This is a genomic window from Planococcus shenhongbingii (assembly GCF_030413635.1).
In the GTDB taxonomy this organism is placed as follows: Bacteria; Bacillota; Bacilli; order Bacillales_A; family Planococcaceae; genus Planococcus; species Planococcus shenhongbingii.
The window spans coordinates 3572284-3597463 of the sequence record NZ_CP129235.1; the positions used below are offsets into that span (position 1 = coordinate 3572284).

Annotated in this window: 26 protein-coding genes; 8 read left to right on the forward strand and 18 right to left on the reverse strand. The window is 46.8% G+C overall.

Annotated elements, in window-relative coordinates:
* Positions 1–166: 166 nt before the first annotated feature.
* Positions 167–358, reverse strand: a complete 192-nt coding sequence (locus QWY16_RS17315; protein ID WP_300990476.1) for a hypothetical protein — start codon at positions 356–358, stop codon at positions 167–169.
* A 322-nt stretch (positions 359–680) separates the two neighbouring features.
* Here QWY16_RS17315 and QWY16_RS17320 point away from each other — a divergent pair, with 322 nt between their 5' ends.
* Positions 681–1574: a YsnF/AvaK domain-containing protein gene (locus QWY16_RS17320; RefSeq protein WP_300990477.1), complete on the forward strand. Its 894-nt coding sequence runs from the start codon at positions 681–683 to the stop codon at positions 1572–1574.
* A 54-nt stretch (positions 1575–1628) separates the two neighbouring features.
* Here QWY16_RS17320 and QWY16_RS17325 read toward each other — a convergent pair whose 3' ends face one another.
* Positions 1629–2357 (reverse strand): class I SAM-dependent methyltransferase, encoded by a 729-nt coding sequence (locus tag QWY16_RS17325; RefSeq protein ID WP_300990478.1) that lies wholly within the window; start codon positions 2355–2357, stop codon positions 1629–1631.
* A 225-nt stretch (positions 2358–2582) separates the two neighbouring features.
* On the opposite strand from QWY16_RS17325, the gene QWY16_RS17330 reads away from it, so the two are divergent.
* Positions 2583–3446 (forward strand): alpha/beta fold hydrolase, encoded by an 864-nt coding sequence (locus tag QWY16_RS17330; protein WP_300990479.1) that lies wholly within the window; start codon positions 2583–2585, stop codon positions 3444–3446.
* Positions 3447–3801: 355 nt separating this feature from the next.
* Positions 3802–5085, forward strand: coding sequence for an ATP-binding protein (locus tag QWY16_RS17335; RefSeq protein ID WP_300990480.1), 1284 nt, complete (start codon positions 3802–3804; stop codon positions 5083–5085).
* Positions 5086–5260: 175 nt separating this feature from the next.
* Here QWY16_RS17335 and QWY16_RS17340 read toward each other — a convergent pair whose 3' ends face one another.
* The gene (locus tag QWY16_RS17340; RefSeq protein ID WP_300990481.1) at positions 5261–6319 is read right to left on the reverse strand and encodes an LLM class flavin-dependent oxidoreductase; all 1059 of its coding nucleotides are present in this window, start codon (positions 6317–6319) and stop codon (positions 5261–5263) included.
* A 400-nt stretch (positions 6320–6719) separates the two neighbouring features.
* On the opposite strand from QWY16_RS17340, the gene QWY16_RS17345 reads away from it, so the two are divergent.
* Positions 6720–9155, forward strand: a complete 2436-nt coding sequence (locus QWY16_RS17345) for an EAL domain-containing protein (RefSeq protein WP_300993507.1) — start codon at positions 6720–6722, stop codon at positions 9153–9155.
* A 115-nt stretch (positions 9156–9270) separates the two neighbouring features.
* On the opposite strand, the gene QWY16_RS17350 is transcribed toward QWY16_RS17345, so the two are convergent.
* From QWY16_RS17350 to QWY16_RS17395, 11 genes are all read right to left on the reverse strand, one after another.
* Positions 9271–9948, reverse strand: coding sequence for a serine/threonine protein kinase (locus tag QWY16_RS17350; RefSeq protein WP_300990482.1), 678 nt, complete (start codon positions 9946–9948; stop codon positions 9271–9273).
* 91 nt (positions 9949–10039) lie between these two features.
* Complete coding sequence (locus QWY16_RS19405) at positions 10040–10192, reverse strand: DUF4181 domain-containing protein (protein ID WP_367281346.1); 153 nt, start codon at positions 10190–10192, stop codon at positions 10040–10042.
* On the reverse strand, positions 10193–10390 hold the full coding sequence (locus QWY16_RS17355; protein WP_300990483.1) for a hypothetical protein: 198 nt from the start codon (positions 10388–10390) through the stop codon (positions 10193–10195).
* A gap of 152 nt (positions 10391–10542) precedes the next feature.
* A complete protein-coding gene (locus QWY16_RS17360) occupies positions 10543–11619 on the reverse strand; it encodes an acyltransferase family protein (RefSeq protein WP_300990484.1) in 1077 nt (358 codons plus the stop codon).
* 45 nt (positions 11620–11664) lie between these two features.
* Complete coding sequence (locus QWY16_RS17365; protein WP_300990485.1) at positions 11665–12378, reverse strand: glycerophosphodiester phosphodiesterase; 714 nt, start codon at positions 12376–12378, stop codon at positions 11665–11667.
* Between the two features lie 282 nt (positions 12379–12660).
* Positions 12661–13485: a carbohydrate ABC transporter permease gene (locus QWY16_RS17370; protein WP_300990486.1), complete on the reverse strand. Its 825-nt coding sequence runs from the start codon at positions 13483–13485 to the stop codon at positions 12661–12663.
* Between the two features lie 17 nt (positions 13486–13502).
* The gene (locus QWY16_RS17375) at positions 13503–14432 is read right to left on the reverse strand and encodes a carbohydrate ABC transporter permease (RefSeq protein ID WP_300990487.1); all 930 of its coding nucleotides are present in this window, start codon (positions 14430–14432) and stop codon (positions 13503–13505) included.
* Positions 14419–15498 (reverse strand): ABC transporter ATP-binding protein, encoded by a 1080-nt coding sequence (locus tag QWY16_RS17380; protein ID WP_300990488.1) that lies wholly within the window; start codon positions 15496–15498, stop codon positions 14419–14421. Before QWY16_RS17380 ends, QWY16_RS17375 begins: the two co-directional genes overlap by 14 nt.
* Positions 15491–16339, reverse strand: coding sequence for an HAD family hydrolase (locus QWY16_RS17385; protein ID WP_300990489.1), 849 nt, complete (start codon positions 16337–16339; stop codon positions 15491–15493). The genes QWY16_RS17380 and QWY16_RS17385 overlap by 8 nt, the downstream gene beginning before the upstream one ends.
* Positions 16340–16407: 68 nt before the next feature.
* The gene (locus QWY16_RS17390) at positions 16408–17703 is read right to left on the reverse strand and encodes an ABC transporter substrate-binding protein (RefSeq protein WP_300990490.1); all 1296 of its coding nucleotides are present in this window, start codon (positions 17701–17703) and stop codon (positions 16408–16410) included.
* Between the two features lie 184 nt (positions 17704–17887).
* The gene (locus QWY16_RS17395) at positions 17888–18502 is read right to left on the reverse strand and encodes a glycerol-3-phosphate responsive antiterminator (RefSeq protein ID WP_300990491.1); all 615 of its coding nucleotides are present in this window, start codon (positions 18500–18502) and stop codon (positions 17888–17890) included.
* Positions 18503–18658: 156 nt separating this feature from the next.
* Here QWY16_RS17395 and QWY16_RS17400 point away from each other — a divergent pair, with 156 nt between their 5' ends.
* Positions 18659–19513: a metallophosphoesterase family protein gene (locus QWY16_RS17400; protein WP_300990492.1), complete on the forward strand. Its 855-nt coding sequence runs from the start codon at positions 18659–18661 to the stop codon at positions 19511–19513.
* Between the two features lie 61 nt (positions 19514–19574).
* Here QWY16_RS17400 and QWY16_RS17405 read toward each other — a convergent pair whose 3' ends face one another.
* From QWY16_RS17405 to QWY16_RS17420, 4 genes are all read right to left on the reverse strand, one after another.
* Entirely contained in the window at positions 19575–20021 is a 447-nt protein-coding gene (locus tag QWY16_RS17405; protein ID WP_300990493.1) for a DUF4357 domain-containing protein, read from the reverse strand.
* A 79-nt stretch (positions 20022–20100) separates the two neighbouring features.
* Positions 20101–20406 (reverse strand): hypothetical protein, encoded by a 306-nt coding sequence (locus QWY16_RS17410; RefSeq protein ID WP_300990494.1) that lies wholly within the window; start codon positions 20404–20406, stop codon positions 20101–20103.
* Positions 20407–20501: 95 nt separating this feature from the next.
* The gene (locus tag QWY16_RS17415) at positions 20502–20828 is read right to left on the reverse strand and encodes a YnfA family protein (protein ID WP_300990495.1); all 327 of its coding nucleotides are present in this window, start codon (positions 20826–20828) and stop codon (positions 20502–20504) included.
* A gap of 257 nt (positions 20829–21085) precedes the next feature.
* The gene (locus QWY16_RS17420; RefSeq protein WP_300993510.1) at positions 21086–21853 is read right to left on the reverse strand and encodes a TerC family protein; all 768 of its coding nucleotides are present in this window, start codon (positions 21851–21853) and stop codon (positions 21086–21088) included.
* Between the two features lie 364 nt (positions 21854–22217).
* Here QWY16_RS17420 and QWY16_RS17425 point away from each other — a divergent pair, with 364 nt between their 5' ends.
* The 3 genes from QWY16_RS17425 (at position 22218) to QWY16_RS17435 (ending at position 25073) form a co-directional block, all read left to right on the forward strand.
* Positions 22218–22604, forward strand: a complete 387-nt coding sequence (locus QWY16_RS17425; protein WP_300990496.1) for a MerR family transcriptional regulator — start codon at positions 22218–22220, stop codon at positions 22602–22604.
* A gap of 38 nt (positions 22605–22642) precedes the next feature.
* Complete coding sequence (locus tag QWY16_RS17430) at positions 22643–23947, forward strand: hemolysin family protein (protein ID WP_300990497.1); 1305 nt, start codon at positions 22643–22645, stop codon at positions 23945–23947.
* Positions 23948–24017: 70 nt separating this feature from the next.
* Positions 24018–25073 carry a hemolysin family protein gene (locus QWY16_RS17435; protein ID WP_300990498.1) on the forward strand — a complete coding sequence of 352 codons (1056 nt, stop codon included), beginning with the start codon at positions 24018–24020 and terminating at the stop codon, positions 25071–25073.
* Positions 25074–25180 lie beyond the last annotated feature (107 nt).

Sequence of the window (25180 nt, forward strand, 5' to 3'; positions counted from 1 at the left end):
TCCCTCCATTGACGGTTCGAATAGTTTCAGGAGTTTCGAAAGCCCTTCCACTTCAGTAAAACGTTTTAATCTTACTGGAATCAGCAGGTTTTAGTGCAAAAAATAAAGCCGGCCAAACATTCAGGCCAGCTCTCTTACTTCTGCATCATTTTCTATAATTGCTCAATTAATAGCTCAGCGCTTTCTCATACAGCCATCTTTTTAAATTGCCAACTGATGGGAAAGAGACGGCTTCACCGGTAAGCTTATTTTCTGCCCGAACGATGACATCGAATTCATCCTGAATGAAAGACCATCCGTCTTCAATAAGAACACGCGTCATCTTTATTACCATGCTTGACCCTTTGATCATTTCCATCTTCACAGCCTCCCTTTCGTTATTGTGAAATCCATTATAATGCATCACTTTAAATTTTCCAGACTTTTCTATTAAATTACTTTTCTATTCCTTGTTTCTTCTTTTATTAAACCATCTTTTCATGGCGCCTATAAGAAAAATGCTCATAATGTCTCGGCAATTCCGATGCATGTAATTTATAGAAGGAATTCAATTCAGGATACTTCTTTATCGCTATTTTTAAGTTGCCTTATTATTAAGAATGTTTAGCTCTTGGGTCATGGGGTACATAAAAAGTACCTTGCTTTTAAAAGGGATTCATCACCACAAGGAGGAATTCGTAATGGAAAAAAGAGGTAACAAACTTATAGGTGTATATGATGTACAGGCAGAGGTATTAAGCCAAGTAAACGAATTGAAAGCTCAAGGCCATAGTGAAGATCATATGTATGTTGTGGCCCGGGACAATGATCAATTGAACATGATCCGGAGACAGACTGATGTAAACCTGGATACACAGGGAACCAGCCAACAGCAAGATGAAGGATTTATGGGGAAATTTGTAAACTTCCTTTCAGGCGACGACAATACGCGCAGCGTCTTCGACAATATGGGACTTGATCCTGCGGATAGAGATGCGTATTACCACCAAGTGGAAAACGGCAAAATCCTGCTTTATGTAGACGACGAATATGGTGATTCTTACCAAAGCTACAGCGATAGAGCCGGCCGCGATTCAGCAGTGACGGGCACAGCAACTGATGCGCCGTTTGCCACAGGCAGAACAACGGATTCTACTTATGACTCAACAGACAGCAGATTTGGCACAACCGGAGAAACTGAAGATGAGCGGCTGCGCCTTCACGAAGAACGCTTGAATGTCGATAAGGAACGGGTGCAAACCGGTGAAGTGAATGTCGGCAAACGCGTTGTGGAAAGCAACCAGTCAATCGAAGTTCCAGTAGAACGTGAAGAAGTGTATATCGAGCGCCGCCCAGTAAACGAAGAAGTAACGGGTACTGCCGCTTACGAAGATGCTAATGATACCATCCATGTTCCGCTTTCTGAAGAACGTGTGGAAGTGACGAAAAAAGACGTTGTGACTGAAGAAATCGTAGTCGGCAAACGTAAAGTCCAAGACACTGAAACAGTTAACGAAACAGTGCGCCGTGAAGAAGCGGATATCGATGAAACTGGCCAGATCAAAAGAAAAGGTAAAGACAAAGACCGTTTCTAATCCAATAAATTAATAAAAAGGCAGCCTTCAACGGCTGCCTTTTTTGCGTTTCTATTAGGTTTTCGTCTGAGCAGCAACGATGCCGTAATAAATGCCATCGACAGACGTATAGTTGATCTGCTCAAATATGGCTTTAAACCCGGCTCCTCTTAGCAGTTCTTCCCACTCTCCCATGGAAAATAAGCCAGACTTCGCATGGTCGTATTCCCTGAATACATTTCCATTTTCGTCTCTCAGAATATAGGCGTATTCGGTTTCTGTTATCTGATCCTCAGGGTCGCTGTCATAGGTCCACTCCAAATAACGCATGCCCCGCCCGTCTTTATCCACTCCTCCGTGGCTAGTTTCTGGCCGGAAAGTTTCCTCGAACTGATCTGTCATAATGAACAGGATCCCGTTTTCGTTCAGGTGTCTTTTTGCATTGCGCATCACTTCCAGCAAATCCTCTCCGGTTGTTAAATACATGATCGCGTCATGGATGAATACGAGATCGAATTTGGCGTCCAATACCAAATTCCGCATATCCCCTTGGAAATGTTCGCATTCCGGATTCAACTTCCGGCTGACTTCCAGCATATCCGGAGATAAATCAGTCAAGGTCATGGAAAAATGCCGTTTCAGATAATAGGCGTTGCTGCCGCCCCCAGACCCGAACTCCAATGCCGTTTTAATATCGGGATGATAGCGCCGGATAATTTCCAGGTAAAGCGAAGCTTCTTCTTCATACTCTGTATGGGGAGACATCAACGGCCACCACTCTGCCAATTCCTTGTACAGTTTCATTGCTTGCTCCTCCGCCTTTCCAGTTTTAAATTGATTGAACTATAAGGCCATTTCTTCCGCTTGTCAATACCGCATGAAAGCCCCGCTTCCATGGATTGAGAATGAGTTTTTAGGGAATCATGGGGATAAAGAGAAACTCAATCAGCGGAGGTTCTTCCCACTGATTGCTAGTTGATCCAATGGGACTTTTAAAGTAGAAGATAACCTGGAAAAGGAGTGGATTTCATGCTGTTTGAAAATTTCCGGCAGACCATAATCGATACTGGCGATGTGCAGATCAATCTTCGCTGCGGAGGTGAAGGTCCGCCGCTTCTGCTGCTTCACGGACACCCGCAAACTCACGTTATGTGGCATTTGATCGCCCCTCTTCTTGCCAAAGATTTTACTGTGGTTATGCCCGACCTCAGAGGCTACGGCGACAGTTCCAAACCGAAATCTGTCGAAGACCATTCCACTTACTCTAAACGGGAAATGGCGAAAGACCACATCGCCGTTATGAAAGAGTTGGGATTCGAGCGATTTTCCGTCGCCGGGCATGACCGGGGCGCGCGCTGCGCTTACCGGCTGGCACTTGATTTTCCGGATGCTGTGGACAAGCTGGCGGTGATGGACATCATTCCGACCGGTGAAACGTTCCGGCGGACTGACAAGGATTTTGCCATGGGTTATTGGCACTGGTTTTTCCTCGCCCAGCCGTTCGATTTCCCGGAACGCGTCATCGGCCAGAATCCGGCTAACTTCTATTTCCAGGGCACGCGGCATTTGTTTCATCCTGAAGCACTCGCCGAATACTGGCGCGCCATCCATAAGCCCGGCACCATCCATGCGATGTGTGAAGATTACCGGGCAGCAGCCTCCATCGACAGCGAAATCGATGAACAGGACCGGGGAACCCGTAAAATCGCCTGCCCCACTCTCGTGTTATGGGGCGCCAAAGGCTCTTTGCCGAACTGGTACGACGTATTGGAGGTCTGGCGTGAATGGGCTGACGATGTAAATGGGCGCGGCATCAGCTGCGGACATTACCTGGCAGAGGAAGCTCCGGAAGAAACATACGAGGAACTTTTGCGTTTTTTGAAAAATTGTTAGAGGGAATGCCATGCCGAAACGAAAAACTTGCGATTTTTCGGCACTGTTTTGAGAAACGCTAACTGTCATGCTAAAAGATGAAAGCAACTTCACTGTTAGTTAAATATTTACATTCATAAAGCTGGCCAGCAATCGGCCAGTCTTTTTTTATTGCGCCTGCTTCTGAATTTGACTATATTTCATTTTCGTAAAATTCAAATAATTAGATTGACACATGCTAATAGTATTGGTATTTTTGTATTAAGTTTCTCAAATCTAATGATTCATTTTAACCACTAATAGGATTCTTTCGTTATGCTCAAAGCAAAAGCAACAACCGTCAAAAAATCGAAATTAATCCAATGGAGGTATTCCAGTGAAGAAAACAGGACAGAAAAAGATTTTGATTCTAAGTGGCATTGTCCAAATGATTGATGTGATAGAAACTGCACAGAGAATGGGTTTATATACCATTGTCACCGACCGGGACCCCAGCTCTCCCGCCAAAAAATATGCAGATAAGCACTATAATATCAGTACTTCCGACACGGAAAAACTAGCGGAAATCGCCAGAGCAGAAGGAGTTGACGGTATTTTCAATGCTTTTGACGACGTCAATACCTGGAATGCACAGGCTTTATGCCAGGAGTTGGATTTGCCCTTTTACGCTACAGCTGAGCAATTGGAAATCTGTTCTGATAAGAACAAATTCAAGGAATACTGCCGGGCTTTCGGCGCCCCGGTTATTGAGGAATACGAGCTGGATGATGATTTGAGTGAAGAAAACCTGAAAAAACTAAAATATCCGGTCATCATAAAGCCTGTAGACAGCTATGCCAGCCAAGGAATTACTGTTTGCCACTCTCCTGAAGAAGTACGGACAGGCTATGAAAAAGCGCTGGGTTTCTCCAAATTGAAGAAAGTTATCGTTGAACGCTTTGTTGATGAAGCGTATGGTGTACAGACTATCTACACGATTCAAAATGGAAATATTGTGCTGAACGGTGTGGCTGACCGATTTGTCCATAAGCATTCTGAAGAATTTCCACCCTTGCCGATTGCAATGATTTTCTCTTCCCAGCATCGGGAGCAGTATATCGAGTCTGTTGATCCATATGTACGAAAGCTGATTGAAGGCATCGGCATCCGCAATGGCGTAGTTTTCATCCAATCGCTGTTTGAAAACGGCTCGTTCTATATTTACGAGATGGGCTTCCGGCTTGGCGGCTCTCAGCTGTATTCAATCATTGAAAAGCAGACCGGAGTCAATCAAGTTGAGATGATGCTGGCACTGGCGCTTGGAGAAAACATCGACCATTTAGACATGAGCCTTTATGATAACGGCCATATGCCCTATCCTTCATGCAACCTGCCTATTCTATTGAAAGGCGGTACCATCAGTGAGATTACGGGTATCGACATTATCCGGGAGTTGCCGGCCGTGATTCATACCGCCATCAGCAAATCGGCGGGCGACGAGGTCCGTGTCACTGGTTCGTATACCCAAATGTTCGGCCGCTTCACAATTGTCGCCAATTCAACGGAAGAACTGCACGACACCATCAGCACTATTTATGACAAGCTGAAAATTGTTTCTACTGAGGATGAAGACATGCTGCTGGTGAAATACCGTCCCATTGAAAGTGCAGTATACGAATAATGAAAAACTTCAACCTGCAAGGCTGTTCTTCTACCCACTAATTGAAGTTGGTCCACCCAGACTTTTTTGCTTAATTGATTTTCTGTTAAACTTGCCGGTAAAACGGGATAAATGCCAATTCTCCGCGCATCTAGAAAACAGGCTGCCTCCGAAGGCAGCCTGTTTTCTATGTCTTTCACTGTTTGGCGGTATATTTCTTAACTGCCGGCAGAATCTCATTGCCGATCAATTCGATATTCCGCATCAAACGGCCAAACGGCACTCCGCCGAAATCCATTTGGGCGATATAACGCTGATGGCCGAACAGTTCATGCTGGTAAAGGATTTTCTCAATAATTTGCTGCGGGCTGCCGATGTTCATGACATCATGCGGATGGGCACCTTGGAAAAAGTGGGGCTTTGGATAACCCCGGCCATTTGTCAGCATCATGCCTTTGTCCACATGGGGATGAATTTCCTCGAATGCCTGCTGCGTGGTTTCAGCAGCATGGAAAAACCCTGCAGTGGCAACCGGAAGAGCCGCCGGATCAAATCCGCTTTCTGCGGCCGCTTCCCGGTAAACGTCCACCGTATGCTTAAAACTTTGCGCCGGTCCGCCAAGAGTGGCGAGCATCATCGGGACCCCTGCATGCCCGGCTTTGATGGCACTTGCGGGATGTCCGCCGACTGCCCGCCAAATCGGCAAAGAGCCGTTCAAGGGACGAGGAATCACCCGTGCATTGCGGAGAGGGGCACGGAACTGGCCGTTCCAATTGACCGTTTCCTGCTCATTGATCTGCAGCAGCAGCTCAAATTTTTCTTCATACAATTCTTCGTAGTACTGAACATCATAGCCAAGCAGTTCGAAAAGGCCAATGCGCGATGCCCGCCCAGCGATGATTTCCGCGCGCCCTTTCGAGATGAGGTCAATGGTCGCGAAGTCTTCATAGACGCGAACAGGGTCCGATGTGCTGATAATGGTCGAGGAACTGGAAATTTTGATCTTGTCGGTCGCTTGTGCGATTGCCGCAAGCACGATTGCATGGGCCTGGGTTGCAAAATACTCCTGATGGCTTTCACCGACGCTGAAAAAGTCGATGCCGGCTTGTTCCGCAAGTTTTGCCAGTTCAATGATTTGCGTGATGCGCTCTCCAGCAGAAATCCGTTCGCCGGTTTGCGGGTCGGGAATATGGTCCCCGAGTGTATACAGGCCAAATTCCATGCCGGCTTTTTGGTTGATGCGGTATTTTTCCATGTTCTCATTCCCTCCATGTTGGCTGCTAATGGTTCCTGAAGCTAACATCCTGACTTCAGTATATCTTTCAATTAGACGGATAGTAAATAAAGCGCTTATATGGCAATAATCTTCTTGAGCATTGTTCTGCAAATAAACGAAAGAAACAACAAGAATGCCGACAATTGACCCATTCAAATTATTTGTCCATTCAAATTATTCAATATTCAATATTGGTATATATATTACAAATAAATGTTATATTTTGTAATATATATGTTTCTTTATTTATAATAACTAACTATAATAAGTAAAAGAGCTGTTCAAAAAATCAATTCCGGATGCGTATACCGCTCATTACCTGTCTGTTGCAGCCTATCTCCTATCGGTCAGGCCATAGGAATTTCTTACTTTGAATGAGGTGACCACCATCACTAGCGTTTCGACGAAAAAATTGTTTACTTATTACTTAATTTTTCATATTGCCGTTTACTATGCTTGGGTTTTTTACGGTAAAAGTGCGGAGTCTCCTTATGTGTGGGGCACTGATATTACTTCATCGTTTGCTTCAATTATTGCGGCCATCGCTCTTTTCTATGTCTATTCAAAAATCAAAGGGCCAGGAAAGTATTTCTGGCTGCTGTCTTTTTTGGGCTGCTTAAGCTATACGATCGCCGAAGGTCTCCGGTTTTATTACCAGCATATCCTGAAAGCGGAAGTTCCGTTTCCGGGATGGCCGGACTTGTTTTACTTTCTTCAAATCCTTTTTTATATTGCTGCGTTCCTCTATTATGTCGGGCATAAAAAAAATAGCACCGACCAAGTAAAATTCCTATTTGATATGTGCATTATCATGGCTGTCTTTATTGCCCTCAGCTGGCATTTTATCATTCAGCATATTTTTTCCGAAGATGCTCTTTCTCCGCTCTTGCTGACGATATCAATCGGTTATCCTGTCGGGGATCTGCTTCTCTTATTCTGCGCCATCAGTTTTTACTTTGGCAGGGACCGCTTTTTCTCCCGTTCTGTTTTAGCGTTGATATGTGGAAGTTTGGCTGCACGGATTGTAGCGGACACAGCCCTTCTCTACTATTCCGCAACGGCAGAGAATTACATCCCCGGCACCTTCTATGACCCGCTTTGGTCTCTCGGGCTTTTCCTAACCGCTCTTGCTGGTTTATATGCCTTGGATGAACAACAGAAGATGCCAATCGGAATAAAGCCTTCGCCTGAAAAAAGCCCGTCTGCCGAAAACGGGCTTTCCCTGCGTCTATTATTGCCTTATTTCAGCCTGGTTCTGCTTTTTATCGTCATGATCTTTGAACACAAAGGTGAAATGAACGGGCTGATTGCCGGAGCCGGAACCTCGGTTCTGCTGCTTATTTCAAGGCAGCTCTACACGACTTTAGAAAATCAGAAACTGCTGATCAGCTACCATCAATTGACTTCAATGCTGGAGCATAAAATCGAGCAGCGAACCTTGGAACTCAGCACAAAAAACGAACAGCTTGAAGACGTTGTCAAAAAAATGAAACATATAGCTTACCATGACGTTTTGAGCGGTTTGCCGAACCGGAGGCTGTTCCTCGACAAGCTGAAATTAGCCATGTCGAGCGCAGATCGCAATGGGCGGCAAGTGGCCGTCGTGTTTATTGATTTGGACCGCTTTAAAAATATCAATGATACGTTCGGCCACGAGTTCGGGGATTTATTGCTGAAAGGCTTTTCGCAAAAAATGGCCAAAAGCCTGCGCCAGATCGACACCATTTCCAGGCAAGGCGGCGATGAATTCACCATCATACTGAATGAACTCAACTCACGGGAAGACATTGTGCCTTTAGTGGAGCGGATCCAGTCAATTATGGACAAACCGGTGACCATCAAAGGGCAGGAATTGCATGTATCCATGAGCATCGGCATCGCAGTCTATCCAGAAGATGGGAATACTACGGACGAATTGATGAAGCACGCCGATACCGCCATGTATCATGCAAAAGAAAAAGGGGAAAACAATTATCAGTTCTTCTCCAGTGACATGAAATCGACTCTCTTGACAAAAATACAGCTTGAAAAAGACTTGCGGCAGGCCATTGCCAATGAAGAATTTGTCTTGCATTATCAGCCCCAGATCCATACCCGAACCGGCGAAGTTATCGGAATGGAAACCTTGATCCGCTGGGAAATGAGCGATGGAAATACCATCTCTCCTGGAAAATTCATTCCACTGGCGGAGGAAACACGGCTGATCCTGCAAATCGATGAATGGGTGCTTTATAACGCCTGCAGGCAGGCTAAAGCATGGCATGAGGACGGCCATCCCCATTTAAAACTGGCTGTGAACCTTTCTCCGCTGCAATTTCTGCATGACAATCTGATGGTGACGCTTCAAAATGTCCTGGAGAAAACCGGCTTTCCCGCTTCTTTGCTGGAACTTGAAATCACCGAAGGCGTCGCGGTCTTTGATGTTGAAAAAGCCATTTCGCGGATGCAGGAACTAAGGGAACTCGGTGTACAGATTGCCATCGATGACTTTGGCATCGGCTATTCATCGCTCATTTACCTGAAGCGCTTCCCGATCAATCATCTCAAAATTGCGCAGCCGTTTATTCAGGACATGGCAACAGATCCCGATGACATGGCGCTTGTAGAAGCCATGATTTCGATTGCCCATAGCCTCGGCATGTCGGTCATCGCCGAAGGAGTCGAAACAAATGAGCAGCTTGCGTTTCTCGAGAACCTGGATTGCAATGAAGTTCAAGGTTATCTCTTCAGCCAGCCGTTGACTGTGGAAGCATTCACGGAGATGCTGGCCAAAGAGAAACTTCAATCAGCAGGAGTTCTTCATCCTGGCCGTTAAAGCAGGACAACATCAAATAAATACTGTTAAATAACCGAAAAATCCCCTGCCAGTTTTAAGCTGCAAAACTGGCAGGGGATTTTTCTATGGATAAGCATTGCCGGATTCGTTTCCTTTACCTCCGGATATTCAGCTGCTTTGAAATAATCTGCATAAATTCATCGATTGACGAGGAATAGTTGTTCCAATGATGATACCATTTCCGGATGGTATCGAGCAGCCAGAAAGGCATCGGTGTCCCATCTATCAGACCATAGTATTCATCGTGCGCTTTTTTCAAATGCTCCCATCTGAAATCGTTGCCGGCTTTGATGTATTCTGAAACGTCCAGGAGCTTCGCGCGTCCATCCTGCAGCAGAATATTCTTCAAGTGGATGTCACGCGGATTCAGCCCGCGCTCGCGGACAAACTGCCGCGCCGCTTCCACGTCTTCAATGACCTGCTCCGGAACATGGATCCCTTGCAGCAGGCAGTCGAAGAGTGTGGGGCCTTCCTCGTATTTCAAGACAAGAAAGCGGTCACCGGCACCAAAACAATCCGAAAAATAAGGCGACGGTCCGAGTCTCTTATAAACCTCCGCTTCCGCCTCCAATTTAGCCATTTTGGTTTCCGCATAAACTTTGAACGCGTAACCGGGCGCCGACAATGACTGAAATACAGCAGCATCCGTCCCAACCCCGATGCAGCGCATGTCTTCAGACGTTCCCCGAATCGTGACCGGTTCATTGTCGGGGTTTGACGTTACTGTAATGTTGGACAGGGCATCTGCTGCCGCTTGCCATGTATGCTCCATGCCATCTCTCCTCTATGGGTGCTTGCTGAAAATATGTATGTGCTCCTGTTTCAGTATAATTTAATTCTGCTGGAACTGACAGCATCATGAATTATGCAGAGCCAATGGCAAGCAGCAGCGCGATCAAAACCGGAATTGTTATAAGGGTCAGCAAATGCTCTTTTGATTCTTTCATGTACTTCCACTGTAAAAAAGCAACAAAACTTTGCAATGCCAAGGCAAACACAATCCATAACCAGACAATTTAGCTGCTGTTTCCGGTGGTGATCAAAGAAATAGAAATTAGGACAGCAATAAAAATACTTCCCTGTCCCCATTGGCCATACTTTTTCGCAGGAGTATCGGAAAGGCTGGCCTTTTTGATGCCAAATACTTTTCTCGAAATCATTTCCAACCCAAACAACAACGCAAAAAGCGCAATTGCCACAAGAAAAAACACCATCAGCCTTCCCCCTTTATCCATTTCTATTCATACGGATGAAATAGATGAAAGTTCCTAAATCAAAAAAGCGCTTCAGCCAGTGCTCGCTAAATCGCTTTTCATGCCTTTATTTTTCTTTGTTTATTTTGAGGCGCTTTTATCTGATGGACGCCTTATTTCTTATGGGCCAGCCAAGTCAGCTGATTGATTGTGTTCATAACGGACGGAGATCCCTGTAATAAAAGAGCCGCAAATTTCCCTTCCACTGCCGGCTTCGCAAAGAAAACCACCGCATTTGAGCTGGTCCAAAAAACGATAGCCAGCCACACCACAGGCAGCGCCACGAAAAACCAAATTCCCGGCTCGCTTGGGAAAAGGTCTATGCCGGTAAAAACCTTTATAAAGAAAAGATGAAGCAGATAGACATAGGCAGTGCGCCTGCCAAGATAGGTAAAAGCAAATTCCTTTTTCGGCACCCAAGGCAGGAAAGACAGGATGCCAAGGAACATCAACCCGTAGAAAACCAGGCGGATAGCAGTTCCTTCTAAAGCCGAACCGGCAATTTCCGCATAGGGCTGTCTGGCCAACAGCGCATTGCGAGCCTGTTCCAGCGAAAAGAAAGACAAAATCATCCAGCTTACCGCCATGCTGCACACCGCTGCTATTTTGGCTTTCTTTTTCTTGAACCATTCCATTTGCTCCCTTTGCAGGTAATGACCAATCAGGAATAACGGGAAAAAGACAAAGGTTCGCGATATGCTTAAATATTCGCCTGCCCAATCCACCCATCCAATCGCAGTGCCGATGAAGAAAGCTGTCAAAATCGGATGCTTCAGCTTAGAGAATGGAAAAAGAAGCAAGTTCCAAGCCAACAAACTCAATAAAAACCACATGCCGAAGTTCGGCGCGAACAAGTTGGCCATCAGCTGCTCTCCGTTTTCAGCCAGGCCGTCCATCCGTAAATAGAAAATCTGGAACAGCAGATAAGGGATGAAAATACCGATTAGGAGCTTCTTAATATAGCGCTTCGGTTCACGGCAAAAATGCTTCGTAAAAAAGCCGGTAAGAAGGATAAGCGCGGGCATCCGAAAAGAAGTAAGAAAATTATTGGCAAAGAAAAGAGCCCCATTCCCTTCACGGACCGGGCTTATTAAATGGCCAAGCACGACAAGCGCCACCAGAATAAACCGGGCATTGTCAAAAAAGGGGTCTCTTTGCCGCTTGCCGGCCTTCAGTTGAGTCTGAGTCAAAAAAGCACCTCATTTTTCATGTGGAAATTCGAAACTCTTTCAGCCTTAAATCCACAAACGCTCCGGATGATTGGTTGTCAAAGCGATGCTTCCGTCCAACTCTTGGATTCTTTCAGCTTCTGCTTTGTGGTCGACGGTCCAGACGATAATGTCGGTTCCGTTTCCGTGCAGGCTTTCCACCATTTCGGAATCGACGTATTGATGATTGACGGACACTGCGGAAGCTCCGATTTCATTGACTTGATCAATCAGCAGCAAAGGAGAGCCGGACATCACGAGCGTACGCTTTACCTGTGCATCAAATTCCAGGCAAGTCTGCAGGCTTTTATGGTCAAACGAAATCAGCTGGCATTGCTCTTGTGCTCCATATTGTTGAATGAGCACAATCACTTTTTCTTCCAGCCCCGCATATACTCCCGCAGTTTGCTTGAGTTCGATCAGCAGCTTTTTCCCTCCGCTCGTAAGTTCGAGCACTTCTTCCAGCGTCGGAACCTTTTCACCGGCAAATTCCGGGCCGAACCAGCTTCCTGCATCCAAAGCGCGAATTTCAGCGGCCGTCATGTCTTTCACATAACCTGATCCATTGGTGGTGCGGTCGACTTTATGGTCATGGATGACTACCGGGACGCCGTCTTTTGTCAGATGCACATCGATTTCAATGCTGTCGATTTTCGGTTCTTCAAGCGCAAGCTGGATGGCGCTCAATGTATTTTCCGGAGCTTTGCCTGACCAGCCCCGGTGTGCGATAAGTTGTCCCATAAAAATTCCTCCTCTTTGATTCATTGACGGGTATACACAAAAATAATTTTTACTATGCCGCTTCGGACGCTTTGGGCAGGGCAAAGACTCGTGCTCCTGCGCAAGCTCGTCGCAAATGAGGTGCCCAAAAGAGCTTTGGTCACCTTATTGCTCCGCCTCGCCCTTGGACGCGCCTTCGCTGGAGAGGCTTTCTATAAAGGAAATGATCACTCAGTTTGCTGATTGCTGATTGCTTGCTTAGGTATGGAGCAAAACAGCAAAGACATCAGCAGATAAAAATTATTACTTCACTCCCGTGTAAACGAAAGCCCGGATGATATGCTTTTGGGCAAAAAAGAAGATGACCAGAATCGGCAGCACCAGAAGCAGGTTTCCGGCCATCACGATATTCCAGGAAGCACCGCCTTCCACTTGGCGCAGCATAGCGATGCCAAGCGGCAAGGTGCGGGCATTTTCACTTGTTGTCATAACCAGCGGCCAGAAATAATCGTTCCAATGGGCGATGAAGCTGAATAGAGCGAGCGTAATCAGGACCGGTTTCGCAAGCGGCAGCATGATTTTTCGGATGATCTGCCATTCTGTGGCATCGTCCAGCCGGGCCGCCTCGAGCAGTTCTTCCGGCACCTGCATGAACGACTGGCGCAGCAGGAAAATACCGAACGCACTGGTCGCAAACGGAAGAATCAGCCCCCAGATGGTGTCGAGAATTCCCCAGGAACTCAAGTTCAAATACACCGGCAAGAAAATCAGCTGGCTCGGAATCATCAGGCAGATCATCGTCAGCGCGAAGAAAAAGTTCTTCAAAGGAAAGTCATAGCGTGCAAACGCGTAAGCAGCCGGAATGATGGTGGCAAATTGCAGAATCAGAATCATAAACGTCACCACGACGCTGTTGACAAAATATTTCAGGAACGGGCCGGAATTCCAGGCGTCCACAAAGTTTTGCCATTGCAGCGTTTCCGGAATCCAGACCGGCGGGAATGTCATCGTCTCACCAAGCGTTTTGAATGCGGTACTCGCCATCCAAAGAAACGGGATGGCGAAGATGAAGAACAGCAGGATCAGCCCTAATGCATTGATGACTTTAAAAATTGGTGATGATTTCATCTATTTCCCCTCACTTTTTATCTGTAATGTACTCGTTTGCTCAACACTTTGAAGTAAACGACGGTCAGCACACTCAGGATGACAAGCAAAATGACGCCGGCCGCTGAAGCATAACCGATTTTAAAGAACTGGAAGCCGTATTGATAAATATAGTAGACAAATGTATTCGTTGAATTGATGGGGCCACCGGCTGTCATCAGGTTGATGGTCTCAAACACCTGGAAAGAGTTGATGACGCCGATGATGGTCAGGAAGAACAGTGTCGGCGACAGCATCGGCACCGTGATTTTCATAAACCTTCTCCACGGCGGTGTATCATCAAGCTCTGCCGCTTCGTACAAATCCTTCGGAATGCTTTGCAGGCCTGCGATAAAGACCAAGGTATTAAAACCGATTCCTTTCCATACCGCTACCATGATCAGTGAAGCGAGCGCATAATCCGGGCTTGTCAGCCAGGCGATCGACTCGATGCCGACCAGATTCAAAGCCCAATTCAACAAGCCATAATCTGCATCCATGATCCACATCCAAAGCATCGAAACGGATACAAGAGAAATGATATGAGGGCTGAAAATCGATGCCTGCATAAACGAGTAGACTGCCCCTGTCCGGTTCAGCCATAACGCCAGCAGCATAGACAGGCCGATGGTCAAAGACACGGTGAAGAACGTATAGATAAATGAGTTGGAAATAACTTCACGGAAATCCCGGTCGGTCAGCAGGTGGCTGAAGTTCGCAGTCCCGACAAAATCCTTTGTCGGACTGACAAAGTTCCAGTCATGGAAACTCAGGTAAATCATGTAGCCGATCGGATAGATAAAAAACAGGCAAAAAACGAGCACTGCTGGGGAAATCATGGCGTACGGGCGCACGTTTGCCCAGGAAAGGAAGCTTTGCCGCCCTGTTTTCCGTTCATCCATGTCCATCTGGACTTTAGCGAACGCCATTCAATACCGCCTCCTTTTTCACCGACACATTAAACTCCGTAATGGCATTTTTTTCAGCATCGAACGGATACAATTTTTCCAACGGAATCGTTATGAAACAACTGCTGTGCTTTGGCAATGGCAAGTCGAAACTGCGGATGTTCATCGTACCGAGGCTGTTTTTCACTTTGTAGACCGTTTCCGCCCCCAAAGTTTCAAGCGTCAGGATCTCGCTTTCCAATTCAATGGTATGCGGAACACTTGCCGCTGTCATCGAAATGCCGGCATGCTCCGGACGGAACCCGATATAACTCACTTCTTCCGACACCGAATCCAGAACTCCTTTAAAGGCCTGCCGTTCAAATACGTTCATCGGCGGCTGGCCGATAAACTCGGCCGCGAACATATTCCCGGGATTCTGATAAACTTCGATCGGCGCGTCTTTTTGCTGGACGACACCTTTGTTCAAAATGATGATTTCATCGCCCATCGACATCGCTTCGACTTGATCGTGCGTCACATACACAAAAGTGGTGCCCAGTTTTTCGTGCAGCTGAATCAGTTCCGTCCGCATCTGCGTGCGCAGTTTGGCATCCAGGTTCGACAGCGGTTCATCGAGGATAAAGACTTTCGGCTTCTTGACCATGGCGCGAGCGAGAGCAACGCGCTGGCGCTGGCCGCCGGACAGTTTATCCGGTTTTTTGTTCAAATGCTCCGTCAAGCCAACGATCCCAGCGATTTCTTCGATCAATTGCTGCCGTTCTTTTTTCGGCACTTTGCGGTTCGCGAGGCCGAATTCGATATTGCCTTTTACGGTCATTGTCGGGTACAGCGCATAGTTCTGGAACACCATCGCAATATCGCGCTTGCTCGGCGCCAAGTCATTGACCAGCTTGCCGTCAATCCAGATGTCTCCTTCCGTCTGCTTTTCAAAGCCCGCGAGCATCCGCAGAATGGTGGATTTCCCGCAGCCGGAAGGGCCGACCAAAACAGTGAACGAGCCATCCTTGATGGTCAATGAAATATTTTTGACGACGCGGTCTTCATTGAACGTCTTTGAAATATTATCAAGTCTGATTTCAGCCATACGTCTCTTCCTTTCCAGTTGCAATCATGGATTCTTCATTCAACATCCGGACCAAATCGACCAATTCATCAATCGATTCCACCGACACGGACCACTCTGTCGCATCGTCATGCTTGTACTCGCTGATCAGGCAGGTATGGCCGCCTATTTTATGCACCGGGTACAGGTCGTTCCATGGATGGTCGCCGACGGACAGGATTTCATGCGGCTCATAGCCTTCTGCCAGTAGCTTCGTAACAAGCTCTTTGATGCCGTTCGGTTTTTTTCCGTCAAAGTAAAACTCATCAAATACTTCATTGATTTCCAGAAAATCGACGAATTCCTGTGCTGTCGGCACCGGCGAATTCGTCATCAGAATCACGCGTTTGTTTTCAAGCTTTTTGATTTCCTCAAACAGATCCGTCCGTTTGATGATGCAATAAGCTTCTGTCAGCATTTCGCTGCGTACATCATCGAACGCTTTCTTCACTGATTCAGCCGGTATGTTCTTCCAGACAGCGATCAGCTGGGCGATTCCCCACGGGTCTCCGATATAGGAAAGTGCGCTGTCCCCATTTTCCGCGATTTCCAATTCCAGTCCGTCCCAGTCGTAGGACGTTACCGGAAGCAAGTCCTGCTGGCGGTAGAAGATCAATTTTTCCGGGTCATACATGAATCCCAGTTTGAAATGCTTGTTGCCTTCCAAAATGTCATAAGCGAGAGCCACTGTCTCTTCTATTTCAATTTCCGGGAAGTTCCCATTCATCATCTTGGCGATATAGCGGCCCATAAATGTATAGTCCTGATAAAGTGTTCCGTCCATGTCGAAAATCAATACGTTGATGTCTTTTAGCCATTGCATACTGCTTTCTCCCCCATCAGTTGAAAAGAAAGCACCTTTCAGTGCTTTCTTCTTTTGTTTTAAAATGCTTATTTCAGTACGGCATTCGCTTTTTCAGCCGCCGTATCCAATACTTCTTCTGTCGGGATGCTTTCATCCAGGATGCCGCGTGTCATTTCATCGATCAGGATTTTGACGACTTCCGGATAGTTTTCGGCCATCGGACGTGCGATGCCGTTTTCAAGCTGATCGACAGCTACTTTGAATTGCGGCTTTTCTTTGTACAAAGCCTGCATTTTCTCGGATTCCGCAGCTGACAGACGGCTTGGCAAGTAGCCTGTGTATTCTGATGCGTAAGCTGTTTGTTCTGTAGCCGTCATGAATTTGATGAATTCCCATGCTGCCTGTTGTTTTTCTTCATCCAAGCCGCTCGTCATGACCAGGTTGGCCCCGCCAGTCGGAACTTTCGCTTCTTTTCCTTTTGGCATGAAGTAAGTTTGCAAATCAAAGCCTTTTTCCTCAGCAAGCTGCAGCAGGTAGGACAAATCAGCAGTTGAAGAGAACAGCATGCCGGAATGGCCATTGACAAAGTCTTGTTTCGCTTTGTCGCCCGCTTCTGTTCCTGATGATAATTTCATCGTTCCTTCATTAGACATGTTTCTCCAAAAATCAAAAGCTGCTGCGCCTTCCGGGCTGTTAAAAGCAACTTCCGTATTGTCTTCGTTCATCATAGTGCCCCCAGCCTGTGCAACATGTGCTTCATAGAACCAAATGTCGATCGGCAAAGACATGCCGACGCGCCCTTCACCATTGGTAAAAGCTTTCGCGTATTCTTCAAACTCTTCCCATGTTTTCGGTCCTGCCGGATCCAATCCGACTTCTTCAGCCATTGTAGCGTTCATGTAGAGGATTGGTGTACTTCTCAAGTAAGGCAGTCCGTATACCTTGTCGTCCACATATGAATTCCCCATAAGTCCTGGGTTAAAGTCGTCCATATTAATTTCCTTGTCGTTTTCAATGAAAGAAGTCAGATCCTGTGTCATTCCTGATTTCGCGAAAACGCCCATTGAAGCGATTTCGTTTTGTGTCACTTCAGGTGCATTGCCGGCAGCGAATGCCGCTTGTGTCTTTGCATGCAATTCATCATACGTTCCCTGGAATTCCGCAGTCACATGGATCTTGTCCTGGGATTCGTTAAACTGTTTCACCAGATTCTCGTTATTTTCACCAATTTTATCTCCCCAGGCATACCAGTATGTAAGTTCAATTTTGTCGCTTGCCGCTTCTGCAGATCCTGAAGATGTATCTTTGCTTTCTTCGCTTCCGCAAGCCGCCAGTACCATAAGTGCAATTGCCATTACCAAAAACAAGCCGAGTTTTTTCATTTTCCTGCCTCCGTTTTCTTTTTCAAGGGACAGCTGCTCTAGCGCCGCGCAAAAAGACCTCAAATAGTCCTCCGGCAGCCCGGAAGGTATTTGAGGTCTCTCTTAGTGCACCCAGTTAGCTATCTACTTTTCATAATTGATTGTATCTGCCGGTTGTTAACCCAGTATGTGAAAGATGTAAAAATCACTTTAACAATTCAGCCGTTGAAAAATCTTCTGCCCACAGCGACTCATTGGATGTACTGATGGCGAGTGCCCCGGCTTCGAGCGAAGCTTTCACATGGTCTACAGTAGACAGCAGCCCGCCTGTGATGACCGGGATGTCCAGCTGTTCCGAATAGGAACGGATGACGCCATATAAAGTGGCGGGCATGATTTCAATAATGTCCGGCCCCGGTTTCTGCTTGTTGTCCAGAACATTGTGGTATACTTCCGAATCGATCATGAACACCCGCTGCACCACAAACAAGCTCCGCTCTTTCGCTTTTTTGATCAGTGCGGGCTTCGTTGTGACAATCCCGAACGGCTTGACGTAATTGGCGATGAAATCCAGGCCTTCGCTGTTCAACAGCAGCCCTCCGATTTTCTCGGCGTGGATCAGGACCGGGATGCCTTCGTTCTGAAAGGCGTCGACATAGCGTTTAACGTTCAAGATGGAACCCATCAGAAGAAACACTGCCGCAATGTCTTCCTTATTGGCCAGCGCTTTTTCGATTCCTTTCGGGGATTTGACGGCAGCGATTTTTTTATGCCGGTGCAGCCGGCGAAGCAGTTCTTCCTTATTCCATTGGCTTTTCATCTGTTCTGCCCCTCTCGATGTTCTATTCCTTTCCTATTATAGAAGTTCGAATTCCCGCAAAACGGAAACTTTACAAACCTTAACAACTTTTTAAAAGCAGCTTATCAATCGTCTGCAATACTTGGGAAAGTAAGCGAATGAGAGGAGATGGAGACTTTGAAGATTGCAGTAATCGGCGACTTGCATTACCCGGCGTTAGAAGAAGGTTATTTGTTAACCGAGGAAGAACGCAACGTGTTTTACGAGAAATTTTTGGAGCGCTTTTTTTCGATTCCGGCTGATTTGTATGTATCCATTGGGGATTTGACGAATTTTGGATGGAAAGAGGAATTGGAAGAAGTCTACGCCATCATCGATCAGCATCAGAAACCATTCGTCCACGTTTTAGGAAATCATGACATTTACGGGTCAACGCGCGAAGAAGTCCTTATGGTCACGAAGCAGCAGCGCTACCGCGCCTTCCGGACCGATTCCGCGGCACTCGCCTTTCTCGATACAGCAAAAGAACAGGACTTTGAAGACTGGGGCGGCACGCTTGATGCGGAACAGCTCGATTGGCTGGAAGGGGTTATTGAAGAAAGCGGAGAGCTTCCGCTGCTTGTCTTCGCCCATCATCCGGTCCATGCCACTACCACAAATTCAAACCAGGCCATGCTCAGCATCCATCCGGATATCCCGGTATGGGAACTGTTAAGCAAAAAACAAGGCTGCGGCCTTTATGTGAACGGCCACAACCACTTCAATTCCGTCGCTGAACGAGAGCAATGGAACTTTCTGCAGATTGCGGCGGTGCTTGATGAACAGGCAGTGCGTGTCATCGAAGTGTCCGACTCGCATATCTCCATCGACTCAGTCGACCTGTACGACCCCGAACTCAATAAGCAAGCACAAGTGATCGGCGACGCCATCAATCACTTCCAGTTGAACCCGCATCCGCTTGGCATAGACAGCGATATGAAGCACCTGATTCCGCTTCCGGTTTCCGTTTCCGAGGAGCCTGAGAAAGTCTAACGGATTATGGCCATATAGAAATCCCCCGTTCGAGTTGAACGGGGGATTCTTATATTTACGGTCATTTCATCTGATGTTCTTTCCAGTCGTGCGCCCCTCTCACCCAGCCGCCGATTGCCGCACCCATCGCTGCTGCCGGCGAATCGAATTCAATGTCCTCCATGACCAGAAGCTGTTCCCCAAGAGGAATGACCCGTTTTTGAAGCATCAGTATTTCCCGGGAAATTATATACTTTTTCGGGCATTTCGGCGAAGTGGTGCTGGCGAATTTGGAGCCTTGCTTGACGACAAAGCGGCTGCCTTTATAATAGCCGCTGGCATCCGCACCGCGCTTCGACTTGATGTAAAGCAGTTCCGGTTCAGGCTCTTGGACAGTTTCCAGGAACAATCCCGTAGCGAAAGGGTTGATCACTTGCTCCTGCCCGGTTTCTGCGTCCATTTCAAGGAATTGATACAATTCCCCGTAAGTTTCATGGATGACTTTTTTCAAATAAAACTCTTTTCTCATCTTTGATCCTCCCTCTATCAGGTCTTTATGATAGATATAGAAAGTTCGTGAAGAAAAAGAGACAAATGGGTAATTTGGTTTAGAAGTACATATAGCCAAGCATTTCCACAAAAGGAATAACAGCCAGTCCGGCAAAAAACAGAAACAGCAATAACCCGATTCCCCATGCTTTTTTATCCATCTTTCTTCTATTTACCAGCAGCACAATCAGCCAAATCGGCATCGCTATGACAATATTAAAAACACTTAACAGAATAGCCGCCTGGGCAAAAATAATGCTTTTAGTTTCTATGCTGTCACCCTGGTTAACGAGCAGCCCCAGAAGAATCACAGCAACCAGGAGGAGCAGCACGGCTGTTTGATAGGCAATCCACGTTTTTTTCATTTCCCACCTCTATCAAAAGGATTTTTATTCGGATCAACATTGTCTCTATTCCAAGCTCTTTCTGATAAGTGTTCATATGTATGCAATAACTTCCGCTACCCCCGCGGAGCCCACAGCATCACGGATACACCGACCAGGCAAATGCCCGCCCCGATCCAGTCATACAGATCGGGTGTTTTTTTATCGATTCCCCATCCCCATAAAACGGAGAGGACAATGAAAATGCCGCCATAGGCAGCGAAAATCCGGCCGAATGAAGAAAAGGACTGGAAAGTCGCAATGACTCCGTATAAAGCCAACGCTATGCCGCCGAAGATCCCTAAATACAGCGGCTTTCCTTCCCGCAGCCATAGCCAGATTAAATATCCGCCGCCTATTTCAGCGAGTCCTGCGATGACAAACAAAAAAATGGTAAAAATCATTGCTGATGCTTCCCCCAATCTGCCAGCTCTATCGGTAAACGTCTGGTCATCTGAATTTCACTCTGCTTTAATCGTAACATTTAATTCAGAAAAAACTATTTTATCTCTTCGTATTCCCCCCGCATTTTAGTGAACCAAAAAAAGAAGGAACTTGAATTCAAGTTCCTTCCTTCCTTATAGGCTGCCAGCTGTCAATTAACCATCACAGAATAAGTCGAACTGCCGGGCGCCAAGTCAACTTTCAAAAACAAAAGTTTTTATGCATCCTGCTCTTTCTTTTTCTTAACGCTGATCACCGCGCCTACCGCTACAATTGCAAGCAGCACGCCCCAGAAAATGAGTTTCCATTCCGCCGAATGGGCAAAGTCATAAGGCAGGATTCCAAGGTCTTTATGCGCTAGCGTAAGCACTAACAGCTTGACTCCTACCCAGCCGACGATCACAAACGCTGTGGTTTCCAATTGCGGATAGTTTGCCAGCAATTTGACGAATTTATGAGCGGCGAATCGCATAATCACGAGGCCGACCAATCCACCCGCTAACATCACTGCGAACTGTCCGGAGTTGATGCCGCCAATTTCACTGACACCGAACAAATCCAAATGAGGCAGCGTAATGGCCAACGCCACTGCCGCAAGCATCGAATCGATGGCAAACGCGATATCCGCCAATTCAACTTTCAATACCGTCATCCAGAAACCGGAGCCTTTTGTCGCTTCCGGCTCGATGGAATGTTCTTTCCCTTTTCGCTGATCGTAAATGTGCTTAAACGCGATGAACAGTAAATAAGCTGCCCCCAGTGCCTGAATTTGCCACACATCCACCAATATCGTGATCATAAACAACGCCGCAAAACGGAACACGAACGCCCCCATCAATCCGTAAAACAAGGCTTTTTTCTGCTGCTCTTTCGGCAAGTGCTTGACCATGACCGCCATAACGACCGCGTTGTCGGCAGCCAACAATCCCTCCAGCGCCACTAGCACCAAAAGAACCCATAAATACTCCAATAAAATCGCTTCCATCATTCATCCTCCTTTTAATTTTTGCCAACAAAAAAGACCCTTGCCTAATAAAAGGCAAAGGTCTCGCTAAGCAAAATTGTTTGCTATCACAACCGATGGCTACGAACCATGTAATGACGACTATGAAATAGGTTTCCCTACAGCTACTCCCCCTTGACATAAAGTCAAAGTCTATTGAGTTGTTATTAATAGTATAGCATCCGATAAAAGGAATTGGAGCCAAGAATTTGTCGAAACCATGGCGGACTTTTCAGTTAACTTATAAATGATGCTTTAAACCATCACCTATCGCTGTATGGTTAAGAAATGAATGTGGTAGGATATTCTTAACAAAAAAGGAGGTGTGTGCATTGGGAAGGGATTGATGAAAATTGGCGAAATCGCAAAATTGAGTGGCGTGTCCACGAGAACCATTGACTATTACACAAATTGTGGGCTGTTGGCTGTTGAACGGTCAGAAGCCAATTACCGGCTCTACCCTGACACCGTTCTGCACACCCTCGAACGGATTCAGTTTTTAAAAAAACAGCGCATGTCCATTGCCGAGATCCAAGAAATTCTTAAAGCGGGCGGCATGCCGGAAACAGAAGTGCTAATGGAAGATGTCATTGAAGAATTTGACTGCCTGCAGCGCAAGATTACGCGGCTGGAAGAACAATTGAAAGACGCACCCATTCATGTGAAAGTGCAAATCAGCAAAGCGCTGGAGAATAAAATGGCGGCGATCACCGCATTGCTCGCTTTGCTGTAATTAATTTTGGAGGTGAATCCCTTTTACAGGGAACATTAGTGGATATAATTACAATACTGAATTTAGTGCTATTGGTCATATTAATCGGTTTGACCGCCTTTTTCGTCGGAGCCGAATTTGCGGTCGTCAAAATCCGCATGTCCCGCCTTGACCAACTGATAGCAGAAGGAAACAAAAAAGCGATAACGGCCAAAAAAGTAGCCAGCAACCTGGACTATTACCTGTCCGCCTGCCAGCTGGGGATTACGGTAACTGCCCTTGGACTCGGGGCGCTCGGGAAACCGACCGTCGAGCGTCTGATGTATCCGATATTCGAATTCTTCGCCGTTTCCGATGCAGTGGCATCGGCGGCTTCCTATGCCATCGCATTTTTGCTTGTCACTTACTTGCACGTCGTGGTCGGAGAGATGGCGCCGAAAACTTTGGCAATCGAGTACGCCGAAAAAATGTCTTTGCTTCTCGCCCCGCCCCTTTACTGGTTCGGGAAAATCATGAAGCCATTTATCTGGGCTCTGAATGGTGCTGCCCAAGTTCTGTTGAGAGCATTTGGCGTACAGCCGGCCGGACAGGAACAGGCTTATTCGGAAGATGAACTGAAAATTGTCATGGCCCAAAGCCACGAAGGCGGGGCCATCAACGAAACCGAACTGTCCTATATGGAGAATGTCTTTACATTCGACGAACGCGCTGCCAAGGAAATCATGGTGCCCCGCACGGAACTGGTGACACTCGACAAGGATATGCCGCAGGAAGAAATCATCCAAGTACTGGATGAAAATAATTATACGCGCTACCCGGTTACGGAAGATGGCGACAAAGACCGCATCATCGGTTTTGTCAGCGCTAAAAAGATGCTTCCCCATATCGTGGCCGGCCGGCACTGGCAGCTTGCGGATTTTGTCCGGGAATTGCCGACGGTTTTTGAACAAACCGGCCTCCAGAACGCTCTTTTGAGAATGCAGCATGCCCATGTCCATATCGCCGTTGTGGCCGATGAATACGGCGGCACCGCGGGGATGATTACGCTGGAAGACATCCTGGAAGAAATCGTCGGCGAAATCCGCGACGAATTTGATGCCGATGAACAGCCGGATATCAGCCAAATCAGTGAAGACCAGTACTTGATCAATGGACGGGTCTTGTTAAAAGATCTGGAGGAGCGTTTCGGCTTAATCTTTGATGAAAGCGAAGACATCGACACCATCGGCGGCTGGATTCATTACAGAAGCATGGGTGAAGTCCAACCCGGCGATACGCTCAGCAAAGACAACACCTTATGGACCGTCACCGAAATGGACCACCAGCAGATCAAACAAGTCATGTTCCATCAGGAACTCTCTTAAGTTTGGAAACAGCTTATAAATGGAAGGAATTAATAATTGGAGGTGAATCCCTCATTGCGAGGGAACCATATTGGATGGACAAATAACAATCAACTTACTGCTCATCGTACTGATGATTCTCGCGACCGCGTTCTTCGTCGGTGCCGAGTTCGCCATCTTGAAGGTGCGCATGTCCAGGATCGACCAACTGATTTCAGAAGGCAATAAAAAAGCAGTACGTGCCAAAGAAGTGGCAAATAAACTGGATTACTATTTGTCAGCCTGCCAGATCGGAATCACCATAACGGCCCTGATACTCGGGGCATTAGGGGAACCGACAGTCGAGCGCCTGCTGCATCCGGCATTTGAGTACTTTGCGGTGCCGGAAGCCTTGGCTACTGCCCTTTCTTACGCAATCGCTCTAGGAATCGTGACATTCTTGCACGTGGTCATCGGAGAACTGGCGCCGAAAACTTTAGCGATTCAGTTTGCTGAACGGATGACATTGCTGCTGGCTCCTCCGCTTTACTGGTTCGGAAAAATCATGAATCCATTTATTTGGCTGATGAACGGGTCTGCCCGTTTGTTATTAAAACTTTTCAAAGTCGAGCCATCAGGACATGAAGAAGCCCATTCGGAAGAAGAACTGAAGCTCATCATGGCGGAAAGCTATAAAAGCGGCGAAATCAACCAGACCGAATTGACGTATTTAAAGAACATTTTCGCGTTTGATGACCGCATTGTCAAAAACATCATGATTCCGCGCGATCAAATGGTGACGGTCGATCAAGGACTATCACGCACGGAATTTTTTGAAGCACTGGATGAACACGAATACACACGTTACCCGGTCACTGAAGGCGGCAACAAAGACCGCATTCTCGGCTTTATCAATACGAAAGAGCTGCTGACCAGCATGGCTGCCGGAAGAACGGAGGAGCCGGAGTCATTCATCCACAAAATGACAAGTTTCCCGGAAACCACACCGATCCAAAAAGTCCTGACGAAAATGCAGCAAAGCCGGATTCATATGGCCGTTGTAACGGGCAAAGACAGCCGCACTGTCGGACTCGTGACGATGGAAGATATTTTAGAGGAAATCGTCGGTGAAATCAGCGATGAATCCATCAGCATTGACCCAGCTTAAAATTTAAATTCTAGACACGCAAAAGAAGAGGTTGCCGATTGGCAATCTCTTCTTTTTTTGATTTCCAGCACTAATGCCAGCGTTGTTCACCAATACGTTTACCGTTC